The 18,507-nt window shown below is 52.3% G+C and carries 14 protein-coding genes; 9 read left to right on the top strand and 5 right to left on the bottom strand.

Annotation, left to right across the window (positions count from 1 at the left end):
• Positions 1 to 44 precede the first annotated feature (44 nt).
• The 3 genes from IAG03_RS01610 to IAG03_RS01620 all read left to right on the top strand — a co-directional run bounded on the left by IAG03_RS01610 (position 45) and on the right by IAG03_RS01620 (position 4,050).
• Positions 45 to 1,805 carry a Na/Pi cotransporter family protein gene (locus tag IAG03_RS01610; RefSeq protein WP_249317934.1) on the top strand — a complete coding sequence of 587 codons (1,761 nt, stop codon included), beginning with the start codon at positions 45 to 47 and terminating at the stop codon, positions 1,803 to 1,805.
• Between the two features lie 225 nt (positions 1,806 to 2,030).
• Positions 2,031 to 2,717: a response regulator transcription factor gene (locus IAG03_RS01615; protein ID WP_249317935.1), complete on the top strand. Its 687-nt coding sequence runs from the start codon at positions 2,031 to 2,033 to the stop codon at positions 2,715 to 2,717.
• A complete protein-coding gene (locus tag IAG03_RS01620; RefSeq protein ID WP_249317936.1) occupies positions 2,692 to 4,050 on the top strand; it encodes a sensor histidine kinase in 1,359 nt (452 codons plus the stop codon). Before IAG03_RS01615 ends, IAG03_RS01620 begins: the two co-directional genes overlap by 26 nt.
• Positions 4,051 to 4,248: 198 nt before the next feature.
• On the opposite strand, the gene IAG03_RS01625 is transcribed toward IAG03_RS01620, so the two are convergent.
• Entirely contained in the window at positions 4,249 to 5,193 is a 945-nt protein-coding gene (locus tag IAG03_RS01625; RefSeq protein WP_249317937.1) for an alpha/beta hydrolase, read from the bottom strand.
• A gap of 252 nt (positions 5,194 to 5,445) precedes the next feature.
• Between IAG03_RS01625 and IAG03_RS01630 the strand changes: the two genes are divergently transcribed.
• Positions 5,446 to 9,522 carry an efflux RND transporter permease subunit gene (locus IAG03_RS01630; protein WP_249317938.1) on the top strand — a complete coding sequence of 1,359 codons (4,077 nt, stop codon included), beginning with the start codon at positions 5,446 to 5,448 and terminating at the stop codon, positions 9,520 to 9,522.
• Positions 9,523 to 9,636: 114 nt separating this feature from the next.
• The gene (locus tag IAG03_RS01635; protein ID WP_249317939.1) at positions 9,637 to 10,410 is read left to right on the top strand and encodes an SDR family oxidoreductase; all 774 of its coding nucleotides are present in this window, start codon (positions 9,637 to 9,639) and stop codon (positions 10,408 to 10,410) included.
• A 242-nt stretch (positions 10,411 to 10,652) separates the two neighbouring features.
• Here IAG03_RS01635 and gcvPB read toward each other — a convergent pair whose 3' ends face one another.
• From gcvPB to gcvT, 4 genes are read right to left on the bottom strand one after another with little or no spacing between them, the layout of a single operon-like run.
• Positions 10,653 to 12,074 (bottom strand): aminomethyl-transferring glycine dehydrogenase subunit GcvPB, encoded by a 1,422-nt coding sequence (gene gcvPB / locus IAG03_RS01640; RefSeq protein WP_249317940.1) that lies wholly within the window; start codon positions 12,072 to 12,074, stop codon positions 10,653 to 10,655.
• A 1-nt stretch (position 12,075) separates the two neighbouring features.
• Complete coding sequence (gene gcvPA, locus IAG03_RS01645) at positions 12,076 to 13,392, bottom strand: aminomethyl-transferring glycine dehydrogenase subunit GcvPA (protein ID WP_249317941.1); 1,317 nt, start codon at positions 13,390 to 13,392, stop codon at positions 12,076 to 12,078.
• A gap of 5 nt (positions 13,393 to 13,397) precedes the next feature.
• Positions 13,398 to 13,778 carry a glycine cleavage system protein GcvH gene (gene gcvH / locus IAG03_RS01650; RefSeq protein WP_249317942.1) on the bottom strand — a complete coding sequence of 127 codons (381 nt, stop codon included), beginning with the start codon at positions 13,776 to 13,778 and terminating at the stop codon, positions 13,398 to 13,400.
• A 27-nt stretch (positions 13,779 to 13,805) separates the two neighbouring features.
• Complete coding sequence (gene gcvT / locus IAG03_RS01655; RefSeq protein ID WP_249317943.1) at positions 13,806 to 14,891, bottom strand: glycine cleavage system aminomethyltransferase GcvT; 1,086 nt, start codon at positions 14,889 to 14,891, stop codon at positions 13,806 to 13,808.
• 291 nt (positions 14,892 to 15,182) lie between these two features.
• Here gcvT and IAG03_RS01660 point away from each other — a divergent pair, with 291 nt between their 5' ends.
• The 4 genes from IAG03_RS01660 (at position 15,183) to IAG03_RS01675 (ending at position 18,485) form a co-directional block, all read left to right on the top strand.
• Positions 15,183 to 15,626, top strand: a complete 444-nt coding sequence (locus IAG03_RS01660; protein ID WP_249317944.1) for an ACT domain-containing protein — start codon at positions 15,183 to 15,185, stop codon at positions 15,624 to 15,626.
• A 38-nt stretch (positions 15,627 to 15,664) separates the two neighbouring features.
• On the top strand, positions 15,665 to 16,912 hold the full coding sequence (locus IAG03_RS01665; protein ID WP_249317945.1) for a homoserine dehydrogenase: 1,248 nt from the start codon (positions 15,665 to 15,667) through the stop codon (positions 16,910 to 16,912).
• A gap of 62 nt (positions 16,913 to 16,974) precedes the next feature.
• Complete coding sequence (locus IAG03_RS01670) at positions 16,975 to 18,198, top strand: aspartate kinase (RefSeq protein ID WP_249317946.1); 1,224 nt, start codon at positions 16,975 to 16,977, stop codon at positions 18,196 to 18,198.
• A gap of 101 nt (positions 18,199 to 18,299) precedes the next feature.
• Positions 18,300 to 18,485, top strand: coding sequence for a hypothetical protein (locus tag IAG03_RS01675; protein ID WP_249317947.1), 186 nt, complete (start codon positions 18,300 to 18,302; stop codon positions 18,483 to 18,485).
• Positions 18,486 to 18,507 lie beyond the last annotated feature (22 nt).

Genomic DNA, 18,507 nt, shown 5'->3' on the forward strand with positions numbered 1-18,507 from the left:
TGAAAAACGACGAGGATCGGATTGAAGGAGAAAGGAAGAACAAAATGGACTTATTTTCGGTATTTTCCCTGTTTGGAGGACTTGCATTTTTCCTGTATGGAATGCATGCCATGACGGCTGGCCTGGAAAAGCTGGCCGGCGGAAAATTGGAACGCACCCTCAAAAAAATGACATCGAATCCATTTAAAAGTATTTTACTTGGTGCGGGAATCACAATTGCCATCCAATCCTCTTCGGCGCTGACCGTCATGCTGGTGGGACTTGTGAATTCCGGGATTATGCAGCTTGGGCAGACGGTCGGCGTCATTATGGGTTCCAATATCGGCACCACGCTGACTGCCTGGATTCTGAGCCTTTCCGGCATTCAAAGCGATAATTTCTTTTTACGGCTGCTAAAACCGGAGTCCTTTGCGCCGGTATTTGCGCTGATCGGAATTGTCATGATGCTGGCGGCCAGAAGCGCAAAGAGAAAAGACCTCGGAAACATTCTGGTGGGCTTTTCGGTTTTGATGTTCGGCATGCAGGTCATGGGCGATGCGGTTAGCCCGCTTGCAGATATGCCGGAATTCGCAAGCATCCTGACGATGTTTTCCAATCCGCTGCTTGGCGTTTTGACCGGTGCGGTCTTTACCGGTGTGATTCAAAGCTCCGCAGCTTCTGTCGGCATTTTGCAGGCGCTTTCTCTGACCGGCGGAATCAGCTATGAGATGGCGATTCCGATCATCATGGGTCAGAACATCGGCACCTGTGTCACGGCGCTGCTTTCCAGTATCGGCGTCAACCGGAATGCCAAACGGGTTGCAGCGGTTCATATCTGTTTTAACATTATTGGCACTGTGGTGCTTTTGAGCCTCTACTATTTGATTGACTGGATCTGCGGCGGCTTCTCTTTTGCAAAAGAAGCGATCAACCCTGCCGGGATTGCGGGCATTCACAGTATCTTTAATATTCTGACCACAATCCTTCTGCTGCCGTGCGCGAAGCTTCTGGAGAAATTGGCTTGTCTGATGGTACCGAATAAGGACAACCGCGAAGAAAAATATTCACTCCTGGAAGAACGCTTTTTGCAGACGCCGGCTTTTGCAGTAGAGCAGAGCCACACCGTTACCGTGGAAATGGCTGACCTTGCTTGGGAAGCGTTCCGTCTGGCGCTGCAGGAAATCAATCAGTATGATGAAAAAACCGCCCAGAGAATCGAAGAGCTGGAAACAGAAATCGACCAGTATGAGGATAAACTCGGCACCTATCTTGTCAAGCTGAGCAGTCAGAGCCTTTCGTTAGAGGACAGCAAAGAGATTTCCAAATTGCTGCATTCGATCGGGAATTTCGAGCGGATCGGCGATCATGCGGTGAATTTGCTGGATTCTGCAAAGGAGATGCATGAGAAGAAAATCGGCTTTACAGAAGATGCCAAAAAGGAAATGGAAGTTCTGTTCCAAGCGGTCGAGGAGATTGTGCGGATTGCCATTGAGGCGTTTGAGCGCAATGATTTGAATTTGGCAGAAAAAGTCGAGCCTCTGGAGCAGGTGGTGGATAAGCTGAAGCTGAAACTCAGCAGCAGACATATCGAGCGTCTGCAGGAAGGGAAATGTACGATTGAGATGGGATTTGTGCATGCGGATATTCTGCTGAATCTGGAACGGATTGCGGACCATTGCTCCAATATTGCGGTTTGTCTGATTCAGACGAATGAAGGCACATTCGATACACACGAATATCTCCATGCGGTAAAGGACTCCGAAACTTCGGCGTTTATGGAGGACTACGAGATGTACAAGGCAAAGTACGCATTGCCGCAAGCGTAACCGAATTCGCGACTGATTAGAATTTCTAGATCGAAGGCTTTTGCACAGGCCTTCGATCTCTGTTTTCCGGCGGAATCCATTGAACCGCGCACAGACCCATGCTATAATAACAAAAAAGCTGTTATGCATAGGGCGCCCGGCAGCGGCGCCGCTGCTTGAAAAACGATGCGTTGTTTTGAAAGCATAACAGCCTGTATTCGGGCACATGCGGCGGGGGAATGAGACATGATTTATATTGTAGAGGATGACGTCAACATCCGGCAGATGGAAAGCTACGCGCTGAAAAACAGCGGATACGAGGTCGCGGGTTTCGGGGAAGGCGGAAGCTTTTTTGCAGCTTGTGCGGAGACGGTTCCGGAACTGGTGATTCTCGATCTGATGCTTCCCGGAGAGGATGGCCTGACGATTTTGCGGCGGATTCGGGCAGATGCGGAACTGAAAGCGGTTCCGGTGATTATTATTACTGCAAAGGATACCGAACTCGATGCCGTGCGCGGTCTCGACACCGGCGCAGACGATTATGTCACGAAACCGTTTGGCATTATGGAGTTTATTTCCCGTGTCAAGGCAATGCTCCGCCGGGTACCGGCCAAAGAGGAGGCTGCGTCCCAATATATCTGTGGCGGAATCGTGCTTGACGATCAGAAACATCTGGTTTCGGTGGACGGGGAACCCTGTGAATTGACCTTTAAAGAATACGAATTGCTGAAATACCTGATGATTAACGCCGGGCTGGTATTATCCCGGGAAAAAATAATGGATCGTGTGTGGGGAATAAACTTTGAAGGCGGCAGCCGGACAGTCGATATGCATATCAAAACGCTGCGCCAGAAACTCGGAGAAACGGGTTCCATGATTCGCACGATCAGAAATGTGGGTTATAAAATTGAGGAAAGAACGCTCGATAAGTAAACAGATCAGCCGCCGGCTGATTGCAATTGCGATTTTTTCGATGGTGCTGACCGGCGCGGTGATTGCGTTCATTATGCACTGTGCATTTGACGCGCAAATTAAGCATGATATCCGCCTGTATGCCAAGGCGCTGGCATCGGCGTATACGCAAAATGACGGCCGGTTGTCTTTGCCGGATTTTGAAACGGAGGAGGTCCGCATCACGCTGCTTTCCCCGACCGGAGAGGTTCTGTTTGAGAGCAGTGCGGATACCAGTAAGATGGAAAATCACCTGACCCGTCCTGAAGTGCGCAAGGCGCTGGAGGAGGGAGAGGGAGAGGCGACCCGAATTTCAGGAACGCTCGGCAGACAGACCTATTACTACGCGCTTGTGCTGAAAGACGGCAACATTCTGCGGCTTTCCATGTGGTCTGCGAGAATGCTTTCGGCCTATCGGAAGCTCATTCCGGTGACGGTCTTTGTCCTGCTGGTTCTGCTTGGAATTTCAGCGCTTTTGTCGATGCTGATGACCAAGCAGCTGGTTCGTCCGATTACCGCGATGGCGGACGACGTTGAGCATATGGATGAAAATATGCCTTATACTGAACTTGCCCCGCTTGTAGAAGCGGTGATGGAAGAACAGCAGCGAAAAGAAGAAAACGAAACGATCCGCCAGCAGTTTACGGCGAATGTTTCCCATGAACTGAAAACCCCGCTGACCTCCATTTCGGGATATGCGGAAATGATTGAAACCGGAATTGCCCAGAAAGAGGACATTCCGGAATTTGCCGGAAAAATTCACCACGAAGCGGGACGGCTAATTACGCTGATTTCCGATATTATCAAACTTTCCGAACTGGATGAGCCGAGCAATGACCGCGACTTTGAAGAAGTGGATCTCTCTGCAGTGGTGGAGAAGAGCGCAGGGTACCTCAAATTCCATGCAGAACAGGCGGGTGTGCGCCTTGTGCTGACGGCCCCGAAGTGTATGGTCTGGGGAAACGAGGGCATGCTGGAAGAACTGGTTTATAACCTGATGGACAATGCGATCCGGTATAATCATCCGGGCGGCGATGTGCGGGTTTCCGTGCAAAAGGAACCGGACGGTGCGGCGCTTCTTTCTGTGGTGGACACGGGAATTGGAATTCCCAAAGAGCATCAAAGCCGGGTGTTTGAGCGGTTCTACCGTGTAGATAAAAGCCGTTCCAAGGAAAGCGGCGGAACCGGACTGGGGCTTGCCATTGTCAAGCACGTTGCCGAACAGCATGGCGCAAAACTCTCTCTGGAGAGCGAATGGCAGCAGGGTACCGCAATCACGGTTCGGTTTGAAGCGCATCCGGAATGTGCGCTGTAAAGCCGGGGAGACCGAATAAACGAACGCACCTTTTTCGAAAGGGACCAAAAGATTGTTTTGCGAAAAACTAGTCCAGCAACACGCAAAGTGCATACACAAAAGCTCCGCATCGGGACGGCCTTATCCCCATGCGGAGCTTTTTGATTCTCTTTATCATTCTGAAAATCGGAAAATGCCATCGCGTTTTAATCGTACCGGCTACATTTTATTGGGCTGAACCCCCAACTTTTGATCGAGAAAAGCAAGCAGATCGCGCTGTACTTCGTCGCGATTGCACTCATTGAGCAGCTCATGACGCGCGCCCTCATAGAGCTTGAGCGTGACGTCCCGATGACCGGCATCCAGCAGACGCTGATAATAGAATCGCGGACCGGCGCCGTATTTGCCGACGCTGTCCGCTGCACCGGCAGTGATCAGAATTGGGATCTCGGGGATGGTTTTCGGCCAGTTGCGGCTGCCGAATTCGTGCAGTGCCTCAAGCAGTTCTCCGTAGGCGGAAGCAGAAAATGCTTCCCCGCGCAGCGGATCCTCCACAAACTTGCGGACCTCCGCCTCGTCGCGCGAGAGCCAGCTGTTTCGCTGCATGGGATCCGATGCGCATTTTCCCATATCCGCCTCTGACGCGCGAATCAAAAACTGCGACCGCTTTGTCGGACCCGCAAGTGCAGACGTGATCCGGGCTACCAGACGTCCAAACCCGCCAAGCGGATTTTGGGCAGGTGTTCCCATCAAAATTAGCAGTGCAAGATTCGGATCACGCGCTGGATAAATGGCCGCAGCGATACTGCCCATGCTGTGACCGAACAGAATATGGGGAAGCCCCGGATGTTCTTGGTCGGCATATTGATAGAGGGTTTTCATATCCTCTAAAAGAAAGGAAAACCCGCCCTTTTTCAAAGAAAACGTACCGCGATGCCCAAAGTCGCTGTTGCCGTGTCCGATATGGTCGTTGGCATATACGATATAGCCGTCTTCGACCAGCAGACGGGCAAACCGGTCGTACCGGCCGCTGTGTTCGTTCATGCCGTGGGCAATTTGAATGATCGCTTTTGGTGAAATGCAGGGAGCGTCCCATCGTCTGGAAAACAGATCTCCTTCTCCGCAGGCGGACGGGCGCCGAAATTCCGTAACACGAACCTCCATAAAAGACGCCTCACTTTCTAAAAAAAGAATCGATTGTGCCGATTTTTTTATAGTATACCACGGATTTTGCATCGATCACAATAGAAATCTCCAGAAAAGACGCGTTTGCGTACGGAACCTTTACACAGTTGTGAAAAAATTGCCGAGTAACCGGGAAAATCAAAAAATGTTCATAAACGCGTGATAAAATATTTTTGATTTGGCTTTTAAAAAATCAGCATCTCATATCATCTGGAAAGGAATTCTCCGCCTATGTTTGCAAAGTTCAGTGTCAAAAGACCATTTACCGTTCTCGTCGGCGTTATTTTGGTAATTGTTCTGGGCGTGGTTTCATTTATGAAAATGACCCCGGATCTTTTGCCGTCGATCGATTTGCCGTACGTTGTGGTCATGACCACCTATCCGGGCGCGACGCCGGAAGAGGTCGAACAGACGGTGACGAAGCCGATTGAGCAGTCTATGGCAGTGGTGGAGAACGTCAAAACCATCACATCAACTTCCAGTGAAAACTATTCGATTGTCATGATGGAATTTTCCGAAGATGCCGATATGAACGCGGTTACGACGGATATCCGGGAAGGCCTTGATCGAATTTCCGGCGCCTGGGAGGAAACTATCGGCACACCGTATATCCTGAAGATTAATCCGAACATGATTCCGGTAACAGTTGCGGCAGTGGACTATGACGGAAAGACCGGGGCGGAACTTTCAAAATTCGTGGAAGAGACGGCGCTGCCCAAGTTGGAGGGTGTTGAAGGGGTCGCAAGTGTTTCCACCAGCGGGCTGATTGAAGAATCCGTCCACGTTTTGCTGGACCAGGATAAGATCGATGCTGTCAACCGTAAGGTCCGCAGGGCTGTGACTTCACAGTTTACCGATGCGGAAAAGGAGCTTGACGACGCACAGCAGAAGTTAAACGACGGCGTTTCCCAAGCGGAAAGCGGAAAATCGGAGATCACCGCCGGATATGACGCGCTGCAGACCGCGCAGACGGAACTGACAGAAAAACTCAGCGAGGCCAAACGGCAGCTGGACGATAAAAAAACAGAGCTTTTGGAAGCGCAGATCAAGCTTAACAACGCGATGCAGCTTTGCACAGTGGAAAAAGAGACGCTCGTTAAGTCTGTGCAGCAGCTGACGGAGCTGCAGACGTCAATGACGGCGCTGAAGTCGGAGTTTTCGCAGATGCAGGAAGAGTGGACGGCGCTCGCAGAGATTCAGGCGCAGCTTACCGCGCTTGAAAGCGCGCGGCAGGCAATGATTGATGCCAGCTGTGCGGCGGACCCGTCTCTGACGCCGGAAGAGGCAGAAGCACAGCTGCGGGAGAATTCCGAGGCATTTCAGGAGATCGAAGCACAGCTTGCAAAACAGGATCAGGCGCTGGCATCCTATGGCTTAACCAGGGAGACGCTGGATGCGCGCATGAAGGCGCTGCAATCGCAGATGGACGACACAGAACTGGCAATTGCCGCAACGCTGGAGATCCTCGAACAGCTCGGTGTGAAAGAGGACGCACTCGATAGTGTGATTGCCGGGCTGAATGACCAGCTTGCCCAGGTGGAAAAACAGCTGGAAGAACTGCAAACGGCCTCTGATCAGCTTGCGGCCGGAAAATTGACGGTTTCGCAGGCCTTGCAGCAGATTGACACCCAGGAATCCAGCGCGAACTATGAGATGAACCAAAATCTGACCAAAATGATTGTCGGCGACCAGATGTTGGAAGCAACGCTCAGCCAGCTGGAATCTGCACAGCAGGAGCTTGACGCTTCCAAAGAAACGTTTGAGAAAACAAAAGTGGATGCGCTCGAAAAGGCAGACATTACAGACAAAATTACGCTGTCTTCGATTTCTGCAATCCTGACTGCGCAGAATTTCTCAATGCCGGCCGGCTATGTCGCCGAGGACGGCGTGGACTATCTGGTGCGGGTGGGCGACAAAATTGAGGATCTGGACGCACTGCAAAATCTCGTGCTGTTTGATTTGGGAATTGACGGCCTGGAGCCGATTCGGCTTTCAGATGTTGCAGAGGTGTTTTTGACCGATAACGCCGATTCCTCATATGCGAAGATCAACGGCGAAGACGGCGTGCTGCTCTCTTTTTCCAAGCAGTCCGGCTACGCCACGGCGGAGGCTTCCGGAAAAATTCTTGCGAAATTTGAAGAACTCAGCAAACAGTATGAAGGCCTGCATTTTACCACGCTGATGGATCAGGGCGACTATATCCATATTGTGGTCAACTCTGTTCTGGACAATCTGCTGATCGGCGCACTGCTGGCGATTTTGATTCTGGCGCTGTTTTTGAAGGACATCCGGCCGACGTTTATTGTTGCGTGTTCGGTTCCGATCAGCGTAACATTTGCCATTGTCCTGATGTATTTTTCGGGCGTGACCCTGAATATGATTTCCCTCGCGGGTCTTGCAGTCGGCGTCGGAATGCTGGTGGATAACTCAATTGTGGTCATCGAAAATATTTATCGCCTGCGGCGGATGGGCGTATCGCTGACCAAAGCGTCTATTTCCGGAGCCGTACAGGTCGCGGCGGCGGTAACCGCTTCTACGCTCACAACGATCTGCGTATTTTTCCCGATCGTCTTTATTGAAGGGCTGACGCGCCAATTGTTTACCGATATGGCGCTGACAATTGCCTATTCGCTGCTTGCAAGCCTGGCCGTTTCTCTGACGCTTGTGCCGGCGATGTCCACGGGACTTCTGCAAAAGACCTCGGAACGTCAAAACAAGCTCTTTAACCGGACACAATCCGGGTATAGGAAAGGCGTCGCATTTGCGCTGCGCCATCGGGCCGCGGTATTGCTGCTGGCGGTGGTGCTGCTGGCGGGCAGCGTAGTGCTTGCGCTGCAAAAAGGATTTTCCTATATGCCGGAAATGGACGGGACAGAAATCATGGTCAGCGTCCAGATGCCGGAAGAAGCAACCTTTGCAGATTTGACAGAGACATCGGACGCAATTGCGGAAAAGATTTATGCGATGGACGAGGTCGATACGGTCGGCGCGATGCTCAGCAGCGGTATGAGCAGTATGCTGGGTATGAATATGGACAGCGCGGCGGGAGATTCCGGCGCCGTGACCATGTATGCACTGCTCAAAGACAGCCGCAAGGTTTCTGCCTCTGCGGTTGCGCGGAAAATCGAAGCGCTCAGCGCGGATTTTGACTGCGAGATTACAGCGAGCGGCTCCTCTACCATGTCGAACTACTCGACCATGATGGGCGGCTCTGGCGTGACCATTCAGCTTTACGGGGAGAATCTCGATGATCTGCAGAAAACGGCCAAGGAAGTGGCAGGAAAACTGGAAGGCGTCGAAGGAATTCGATCCGTTGAGAACGGAATCGGTGAGACGACACCCGAACTGCGGATTTCTGTCGATAAGGAAAAGGCAATTCGCGAAGGGCTTACCGTTGCACAGGTTTATGCCAGCTTTTCTGCGGCCATGCAGGAAAAGACAACGGCAACCGTGCTTTCTGACAGCGATTATGAGGTTCTTGTGATTTCCGGCGCCGCACAGGATTTGACGCCGGAGGATATCCGAAAATTCACTTTCTCTGCGACGACGGCGGACGGTTCCACCAAAGAAGTGAACATTTCGGATATCGCAACCATTGCTGAGACCGAAACGCTTGCCTCCATTTCCCGTTCGGAACAGCGCCGGTATCTGACGGTTTCTGCAGAAATTGACGACGGATACAACGTGACGCTTGTGACACAGGCGGCCGAAAAGGCGCTGGCAGATTACAAGCCGGCCGACGGAATTACGGTGGAATTTGCCGGAGAAAACGAGACGATTATGAGCGCGCTTTCTGATTTGCTTCTCATGTTGCTTCTGGGTGTGGTGATCGTCTACCTGATTATGGTTGCGCAGTTCCAGTCGCTGCTCTCTCCGATGATTGTCATGTTTACGATTCCGCTGGCCTTTACAGGCGGACTTTTTGCGCTGTTGATCTGCGGATCGGAAATCAGCGTGGTCGCCATGATCGGATTTGTGATGCTGGTCGGCGTCATTGTCAATAACGGTATTGTGCTCGTGGACTGCATCAACCAGCTTCGCGAACAGGGGATGGAAAAGCGCGAGGCCATCATCGAGGCAGGATATATCCGGCTCCGTCCGGTTTTGATGACAGCGCTGACAACGATTCTTGCGATGGTTCCGCTTGCAGCCGGAATCGGAACGGGCGCATCTATGATGCAGCCGGTTGCAATCGTGTGTATCGGCGGTTTGGTTTACGCGACCTTCATGACCATGTTTGTTGTCCCGGTAATGTATGATTTCCTTAGCCGCAAAAAAATGCGGATCGTAAAAAAAGCAGATTTGTAGGTTACAAATCAATAAATAATCCTTTACTTTCCAAATATTTTACGCTAGAATGATGGTGCATTTTTGATGTGCAAAGGGCACATGGAGGATTCATATCAAAAGGAGGACAAAGAAATGGGTGTTTTGGAACGGTTTTCCATGCAGGGAAAAAAAGTAGTCGTCACTGGCGGCGCACAGGGAATCGGCAGAGCCGGAGCGGAAGCAATGGCGGAAGCCGGAGCAGAGGTCGGCATTTTTGATTTGAATTTGGAGATTGCAGAAAAAACAGCCAAGGAAATTGAAGAAGCATACGGACACAAGGCAAAGGCGTACCGCTGCGATGTTACGGACGAGGATGCCGTAATTGCAACCTTTGCTGCGTTTGTCGCAGATTTTGGAACACTCGACGGCGTCTTTAACAATGCCGGAATCTGCATTCACAAGAATGCGGAAGAGGTTTCCAAAGCAGAATGGTGCAAGGTCCTGGACGTCAACCTCAACGGTATTTTTGTGGTGGCGCGCGAGGCGGCACGTTTGTTCCTGAAGGAAGGAAAAAAGGGGTCCATCGTGAACACGGCTTCTATGTCCGGCACGATCGTCAATGTTCCGCAGCGTCAGGCATCCTACAATGCTTCAAAGGCTGCCGTTGCGCACCTGACAAAGAGCCTTGCAGTCGAGTGGGCCGAAAAGGGCATTCGCGTCAACTGCATCAGTCCCGGATATATCTATACGGAGCTTGTGGAAAAGCTGGATCCGGGTCTGCGGAAAACCTGGCTCGATATGATTCCGGTACACCGTATGGGTACGCCGGATGAGCTCGCCTGCGGAATCCTCTATCTGATGAGCGATGCTTCTACATATACCACCGGTACCGACCTCATTATGGACGGCGGGTTTACCAGCATCTGAGTCTGGATTTCTTCCCGGAATCGGGTGTGGAGCCTGGATAAAGAACATTCTAGGAAACTTTTCGAGAAAAGTTTCCTAGAACCTTCAAAAGCTTTCATGAAAAATCCCGTACTACCCTGCGAACGCAGGGCGGTACGGGATTTTTTGTAAAAGTTCTTGAGGATTTTTAAGGAACTTCTTTCAAGAAGTTCCTTAAAACGTGCTTCACGCAGCCTCACACCCGATCCCGGGAAGAAATTCGGCTAAAATGCATACCGTAAGACAGGCTTGCGGGCGGCAAGGGTTTCGTCCGGACGGCGGATCGGCGTGGTCTGCGGTGCGCGATGCAGCGCATCGGGATCGGTATGCGCCAGCTGATAAAGCGACTGGAAGACTGCGGCAGCAGCGTCTAGGGTTTCTCTGGATTCGGTTTCGGTCGGTTCGAGCATCAGCGCCTCGTGGACGATCAGGGGGAAATACATGGTTGGCGGATGCATGCCGTGATCCAAAAGACCCTTTGCAATATCCATGGCAGAGACACCGGTTTGCTTTTTCAGGCTTTCGAGCGTGAGAACAAACTCATGCATACAGGTGGTGTCAAAAGCCAGATCATAGTTTTCAGACAGCTTTTTCATTAGATAGTTGGCATTGAGCACCGCATTTTCAGCGGCTTCCCGAACACCTTCTGCGCCGAGCGTCATCAGATATGCCAGCGCCCGAACGACGACGAGGAAATTCCCATAGAACGAACGGACTTTCCCGACGCTTTGCGGCCGGTCGTAGTCAAAGGAAGCGTCTGCCAAAACCGGCTTCGGAAGGAACGGCGCAAGAAATGCCTTGCATCCGACGGCGCCGCTTCCCGGACCGCCGCCGCCATGCGGGGTAGAAAAGGTTTTGTGCAGATTCAGATGCACCACATCGAATCCCATGTCGCCGGGCCGCACAACGCCCATCACGGCGTTGAGGTTGGCGCCGTCATAGTAATTCAGTCCGCCGACTTCATGGACAATTCGCGTGATTTCCAGAATGTTTTTATCAAACAGGCCGACGGTGTTCGGATTGGTGAGCATGAGTCCGGCGGTATCCGGGCCGACCGCTGCGCGCAGCGCGTCGAGGTCAAGACATCCATCCGGACCGGAGGGCAGATTGACAATTTCAAACCCGTTCATCACTGCGGACGCCGGGTTGGTTCCGTGTGCGGAATCGGGAATCAGGATTTTCCGGCGGGCAGTATCTCCCCGGGAACGATGATACGCCTTGATCAGCAGAATTCCTGTGAACTCTCCGTGCGCACCGGCGGCAGGCTGGAAGGTCATGTGATTCATGCCGGTAATTTCCGTCAGATAGGCTTCTGCAAGCGAAAGCACACGCAGGCAACCTTTGGCAGTGCTTTCCGGCTGCAGCGGATGAATTCCGGTGAATCCGGGAAGCGCGCTCAGGTCCTCGTGGAGTTTCGGATTGTATTTCATCGTGCAGGAACCGAGCGGATAGAACCCGCAGTTTACGCCGTAGGTTCGTTTGGCGAGCGCAGAATAGTGACGCGAGAGATCGTTTTCCGAAATTTCAGGAAGACGAAGTGCGGTTTGACGCAGATTTTCCGGATCCGGCAAGCACTCCGGAACGTCGCACGGGGGCAAGAGAGAAAGTCCTCTGCCGGGTACGCTTTTTTCAAAAATCAGGTCCATTTCAGCAGCTCACCTCCTTTAGAATGGATACAAGCAGATCGATCTCTTCCTTGGTATTCATTTCTGTTACGCACCAAAGGAGAGAGCCGTCTGCAAGCGGCAGTCCGCCGAGAATTCCGTGGTTTTCGAGTTGTTTGAGCAGAGCCTCTGCCGGAACAGGGCAGGCTGTGACGAATTCGTGGAAGAAATCGCCGGAATGTTTTCTCGAGAAGCCGGGCAGCGCGGTGATGGCAGACGCAGCATAATGTGCTTTGGAATAGCACTGTATTGCGGTTTGCCGCATGCCTGCCGGGCCCATTGCACTCAGATAAACAGAAGCGGTCAGCGCACAGAGCGCTTCGTTTGAACAGATGCTGCTGCTGGCTTTTTCGCGTTTGATGTGCTGCTCACGCGCCTGCAGCGTCAGGACAAATGCGCGGTTCCCGTCGGCATCAACGGTTTCTCCGACAATTCGGCCGGGAAGCTTGCGCATCAAACTGCTTTTTGCCGCCATAAATCCGAGATACGGACCGCCGAACGAAAGCGGCAGCCCGAGCGGCTGGCCTTCTCCGACGGCGATATCTGCGCCCGCTTCTCCGGGCGTTTTGAGCAGCGGCAGTGCTGTCGGGTTGCAGGAAAGAATCATGAGCGCGCCGGATGCATGCGTCTTTTGGGTAACTGCTTCCGCCAGCTCGATTTGTCCGTAATAGTTCGGCTGCTGCAGAAGCACGCAGGAGACGTCGTCGCCCAGCGCCTCTTCCAGCGCATTTAAATCGGTGCGTCCGTCCAGCTCCGGAATGAGCGCAAGCGGTGTGTCCGAGGCAAAACAGTAGGTGCGGACTGTTTCGATGAGATCAGGATGACACGCTGCAGAGAGCAGGACACGGGTGCGCTTTTTGGTGCGGCACATGGCGACGGCTTCCGCCGCAGCGGTAGAACCGTCGTAGACGGACGCGTTCGAAACATCCATTCCGGTCAGTTCGCAAATCATGGTCTGATATTCAAAAATGGACTGCAAAACGCCCTGGCTGATTTCCGCCTGGTAAGGCGTATAGGCGGTCAGGAACTCTTCTTTTGCAGGAATTTGCCGGACAACGGCAGGAATATAATGGCAGTAAGCGCCGGCTCCGCGGAAAATATGCGGAAACACCCGGTTCTCTGCGGCCAGCGCTTCCATCGCTCTGCGGGTTTCCAGTTCGCTTTTTCCTTTCGGAAGCTGCAGCGCGTCGAGCATGAGCGCGCCGGGAACATCATGATACAGTTCCCGCATGGAAGAAAACCCGAGTGTGCCGAGCATTTCCTGCTGTTCCTCCGGCGTGGAGATCACATAACGGCCCATTCGGTTTAGTCCTCCTTTTGCAGAAACGCTTCATACTCAGCAGGGGAAAGGAAGGATTCCTTATCGGTGATGTCTTTGATTTCACAGATCCAGGCTGCATAGGGATCTTCATTGAGAAGCTCCGGCGAATCCGCAAGCGCGTCGTTGACGGCGCAGATGGTTCCGGTTACCGGGCTATAGATATCGGAAACGGCTTTGACAGACTCAACGTCGCAGAACGATTCGCCGGCTGTAACGGGATCGCCGTCTTCCGGCAGGTTCAGAAAAACGATATCGCCGAGCGATTCCTGTGCATGATCGGTGATGCCGATTTTCGCTTTTCCGTCTTCCAGTTTGACCCATTCGTGGCTTTCCGTGTAGAGAAGGTTCTCCAGAATTTTACTCATTGCGCTTTTCCTCCGTAATCGATATTTTTATTTTTTTCGTTTATAAAAGGGAAGAGCTACAGTCTCTGCAGCAATCCGGCGGCCGCGGACATCCACTTCTACCGTGTGTCCGGGCTCTGCATAGGCAGTGTTAAGAAGCGCCATGCCGACGGCTGCCTTTAAGTAGGGGCAGAAGGTGCCGGACGTGATCTGTCCGATCCTGGTTTCTCCGTCATAGACTGCGCAGCCCTCCCGCGCAATCCCGCGTCCGGTGATTCTAATGCCGATCCGTCCGCGCTGGGGTGTCTGGGCAAGCAGCGCTTCCTTGCCGATGAATTCCGGCTTTTCAAGCTTGACAAAATAGGAAAGGCCGGTTTCCAGCGGCGTAACCGTTTCGTCCATCTCGTGCCCGTAAAGCGGCATGGCGGCTTCGAGCCGCAATGTGTCGCGCGCGCCGAGCGCACAGGGGATCAGCCCGTCGCCGGCTCCGGCGGAAAGAAGTGCATTCCAAAGCGCAGGGGCGGACTCCGGCGCACAGTAAAGCTCAAAGCCATCCTCTCCGGTATAACCGGTACGGGAAACCAGACAGGGAATCCCCGCAACAGAAAGGCGTTCTATGAAGGTGTAGTATTTTTGCGGCAGCGGATCCGAGACAAGCCGCTGGAGAATTTGCTGCGCAAGCGGCCCCTGCAGCGCCAGCTGGGCGATGCTGTCGGAACGATCCTCGAGAGAAGCGTCTCCGCAGAGATGGTTCTGCATCCAGCAAAAATCTTTGTGTCGGTTTGCAGCGTTGACGACGATGAAATATCCGTTTTCCCGGATCCGGTAAACGAGAAGATCGTCGAGAATGCCGCCGGTTTCGTTGCACAGCGGACTGTAGCGCACTGCGCCATCCTGAAGCGTTGTGTAATTGTTGCACAGAAGATGGTTTAATGTGTTCAGCGCGTCCGATCCGGAAAGAAAAAATTCTCCCATATGGGAGACATCAAAGAGGCCGGCCTTTTCCCGCACTGCCATGTGTTCGGCGATAATTCCGCTTTTTTCGTACTGTACCGGCAGGAGATATCCGGCGAACGGCACCATTTTTCCGCCTGCAGCAAGGTGGCAGTCGTAAAGAGGCGTTTTAAGCTCCATGCAATTCATCCTTTCTGAATTTGTTGTTTCCTTGTATCCACATTCTAACAGGAAATGCTCGGCTTCGCAATGTGAAATCAGAAGAAAGCATTGCGAAAAAGTCATCCTGAAAATGAGAAATTTGAAAATCAAACATTGCAAAACATGGTGCAGAAATTTTGAATTTGTGAAAGATGAATGGTTTCCGCAAAAAGGCAGGGGGAAAGATCGTGTATTCCCCTCTTGCCAGAACGCAAAAAACGTGGTAAACTTGTTCATGCACGTAGGACAGAAGTGTATGGGTGGTGGACAATGGAACGTAAACAGTACTTTTTGGTCGATGCGGACGCACTGCCAGAGATCTTTACACATGTGGTGACAGCCAAACGATTGCTTGCTGACGGAAAGGCGGCCAGTACCTCGGAGGCGGCCCGAATGGCGGGAATTTCCCGGGGTGCGTTTTATAAGTACCGGGATGCGGTATTTCCGTATACGAGCGTTGTAGAACGATCGATCCTCACGGTACAAGCGATGCTTGCCGATCAGCCGGGGGTTCTGATGGCGTTTGTTTCGGCCTTTTATGATATGGGAGCCAACATTCTGACAATCAATCAAAATATTCCGGCGGGCGGAAATGCTGTTGTTTCAATTTCCGCACGGACGGATTCCATGCCGGAGCCGGTGGAGACGTTAATTGAACGGTTGAAAGCAATCCGCGGTGTCCGGTCGGTAGACAGTATTTCCAATCAGGTTTAACAAGGTTTTTCAGGAATCAGAAACGGAGGAAACGGCATATGGTAAAAATAGCGATTATGGGGCATGGCGTAGTAGGTTCCGGTGTAGCGGAAGTGCTGTGCAGCCACGCCGATAATATTGCCAAACGGGCAAAAGAAGAGATTGAGATCAAATATATTCTGGATCTTCGGGACTTCCCGGACAGCCCGCTGTGCGACCGGTTTATCAAGGATTTTTCCATCATTGAAGCGGACCCGGAGGTTCGCATTGTAGTCGAAACCATGGGTGGACTGCATCCTGCATACGACTTTGTCAAACGCTGTTTGCTGGCGGGAAAAAGCGTGGTGACGTCAAATAAGGAACTGGTTGCGGCAAAAGGCGCAGAACTGCTTGCGATTGCGCAGAAAAAGAATCTGAACTTCCTGTTTGAGGCCAGCGTCGGCGGCGGCATTCCGATCATCCGTCCGATGAGCCAGTGCCTCGCGGCAAACGACGTCATTGAAATTGCCGGAATCCTCAATGGAACTACCAACTTTATTTTGACCAAAATGATCCACGACTCGATGGACTTTTCCGATGCGCTGGCGCTTGCGCAGAAACTCGGCTATGCTGAGCGCAACCCGGCGGCGGATATTGAAGGGCAGGATGCCTGCCGGAAAATCTGCATTCTCGCATCGCTTGCATACGGACGCCATGTTTATCCGGATCAGGTTCACACCGAGGGCATTACCGGCGTCACACTCGCGGATGTCGAATATGCCGACGCTTGGGGCGGCGTTATTAAGCTGATCGGCCGCGTGAAACGTGCGCAGCAGGAGAAACTCTCCATGATTGTTTGCCCGATGCTGCTTTCAAGAGAAAGCCAGCTTGCCAACGTGGATGATGTTTTTAACGGCATTATGGTGCGCGGCGATTCCACCGGAGACGTTGTCTTTTACGGAAAAGGCGCTGGAAAGCTGCCGACCGCGAGCGCTGTTGTGGCAGATGTGATCGACTGTGTCAAACATTTCCGCGCGCGGAAATACCTTTTCTGGGAAGAGGGAAAAGAAGGATATGTCGGAAACTATCTGGACGATTCGACCTCGATGCTGATTCGGCTGCGCGCAGAAAATGCTGCGCTTGCCGCAGAAAATACGGAGGCCATCTTTGAAGGCGCACAGCGGCTTTACCGCAAACAGGCGCCGAAAGAAGAACTGGCATACATTGTTCCGGAGATGCCGGAGCGCGAGATCCGCAAGAAATTGGAACGCCTTGAAAAATTGGGGATTTCCGTCCCGTCGGCGATCCGGGTTGCGAATGATCTTTAAGATGAAAACCGGAATTTGCAGATTGGCCGGTATTACGGCAATTGATTTTGGAGGAAATGGGTATGGGCTTAATTGTACAAAAATTCGGCGGCAGCTCTGTTGCGAACGCGGAACGGGTCATGAATGTTGCGGATATCGTAACCAGCACCTATAAAGAGGGCAATGACGTCGTGGTGGTGGTTTCTGCACAGGGCGATACGACAGACGACCTGATTGCCAAAGCAGAGGAAATCAATCCCGGCGCGTCCAAGCGGGAAATGGATATGCTTCTGACGGCTGGCGAGCAGATTTCGGCTTCCCTGCTTGCGATGGCAATCGAAAAGCTGGGCTATCCGGTGGTTTCGCTGCTTGGCTGGCAGGCTGGCTTTTTGACCTCATCGGCTTACAGTTCCGCGCGAATCAAAACGCTGCGTCCGGAACGAATCCGGAAAGAACTCGATAAAAAGCACATTGTCGTGGTGACCGGCTTCCAGGGGGTCAACCGCTACAACGATATGACGACCCTCGGCCGCGGCGGCTCCGATACCAGCGCAGTTGCCATTGCGGCGGTGATGCGTGCGGATCGCTGTCAGATTTTTACCGACGTCGAAGGCGTTTACACGGCGGATCCGCGAAAGGTTCCCGGCGCCAGAAAACTGGATGCCATTACCTATGATGAAATGCTGGAACTTGCGACGCTCGGCGCGCAGGTGCTGAATAACCGCTCTGTAGAAATGGCGAAGAAATATGGGGTAGAGCTGGAAGTCATCTCCAGCCTGACCCGTGCGAAGGGCACAATTGTGAAGGAGGACTGCAAAATGGAAAAAATGCTGATCAGCGGAGTTGCCAAGGACGATAAAGTCGCAAGATTTTCAATTATCGGGGTACCGGATCGTCCGGGCCTCGCGTTTAAGATTTTCTCAAAACTCGGTGCGAAAAACGTCAACGTCGATATCATTCTGCAGTCGATTGGCCGCAATGGAACAAAGGATATCAGCTTTACGGTTGCAAAAGAGCATATGCAGACAACGCTGGATATCCTCACGCCGTATGTCGAGCAGCTCGGTGCGACGAGTCTTGTTTATGACGATCAGGTTGCGAAGGTTTCGATTGTCGGCGCAGGCATGGAGTCTCATCCGGGCGTTGCGGCGCAGATGTTTGAAGCGTTGTTTGAGTCCAATATCAATATCCGCATGATTTCCACGAGCGAAATCAAAATCTCTGTGCTGATCGATATCGCGGACGCCGACCGCGCCGTGACGGCGATCCACAGCAAATTCTTTACACCCGATGTTGTCGGCCAGTAATTTTTAAAATATTCATCAAAAAAATACCAGAAAAACACACCCCTGCAGTTTGGTATTCCCGGGTTTTTTCCGCGAACACTAAGCTGCGGGGGTGATTTTTTATGATGGATGCAAATGGATACGGAATCGGCATTTTAGCCGGTCTCGGTTTGCAGCAGGAGGGAATTTATTCCGATTTCTTTTCGCTTCCGGAGGAAATCCGTGCGGAAATTGAGCGGCACCGGGACGAAATTCAGTCTCCGGAAGATCTGCACCGGATTGCGGAAGAAGCACGGCTGCGCAGATAATCCCGATTTTGAGTTTGCAGGA

The organism is Yeguia hominis (genome assembly GCF_014384705.1).
Lineage (GTDB): Bacteria > Bacillota > Clostridia > Oscillospirales > Acutalibacteraceae > Yeguia > Yeguia hominis.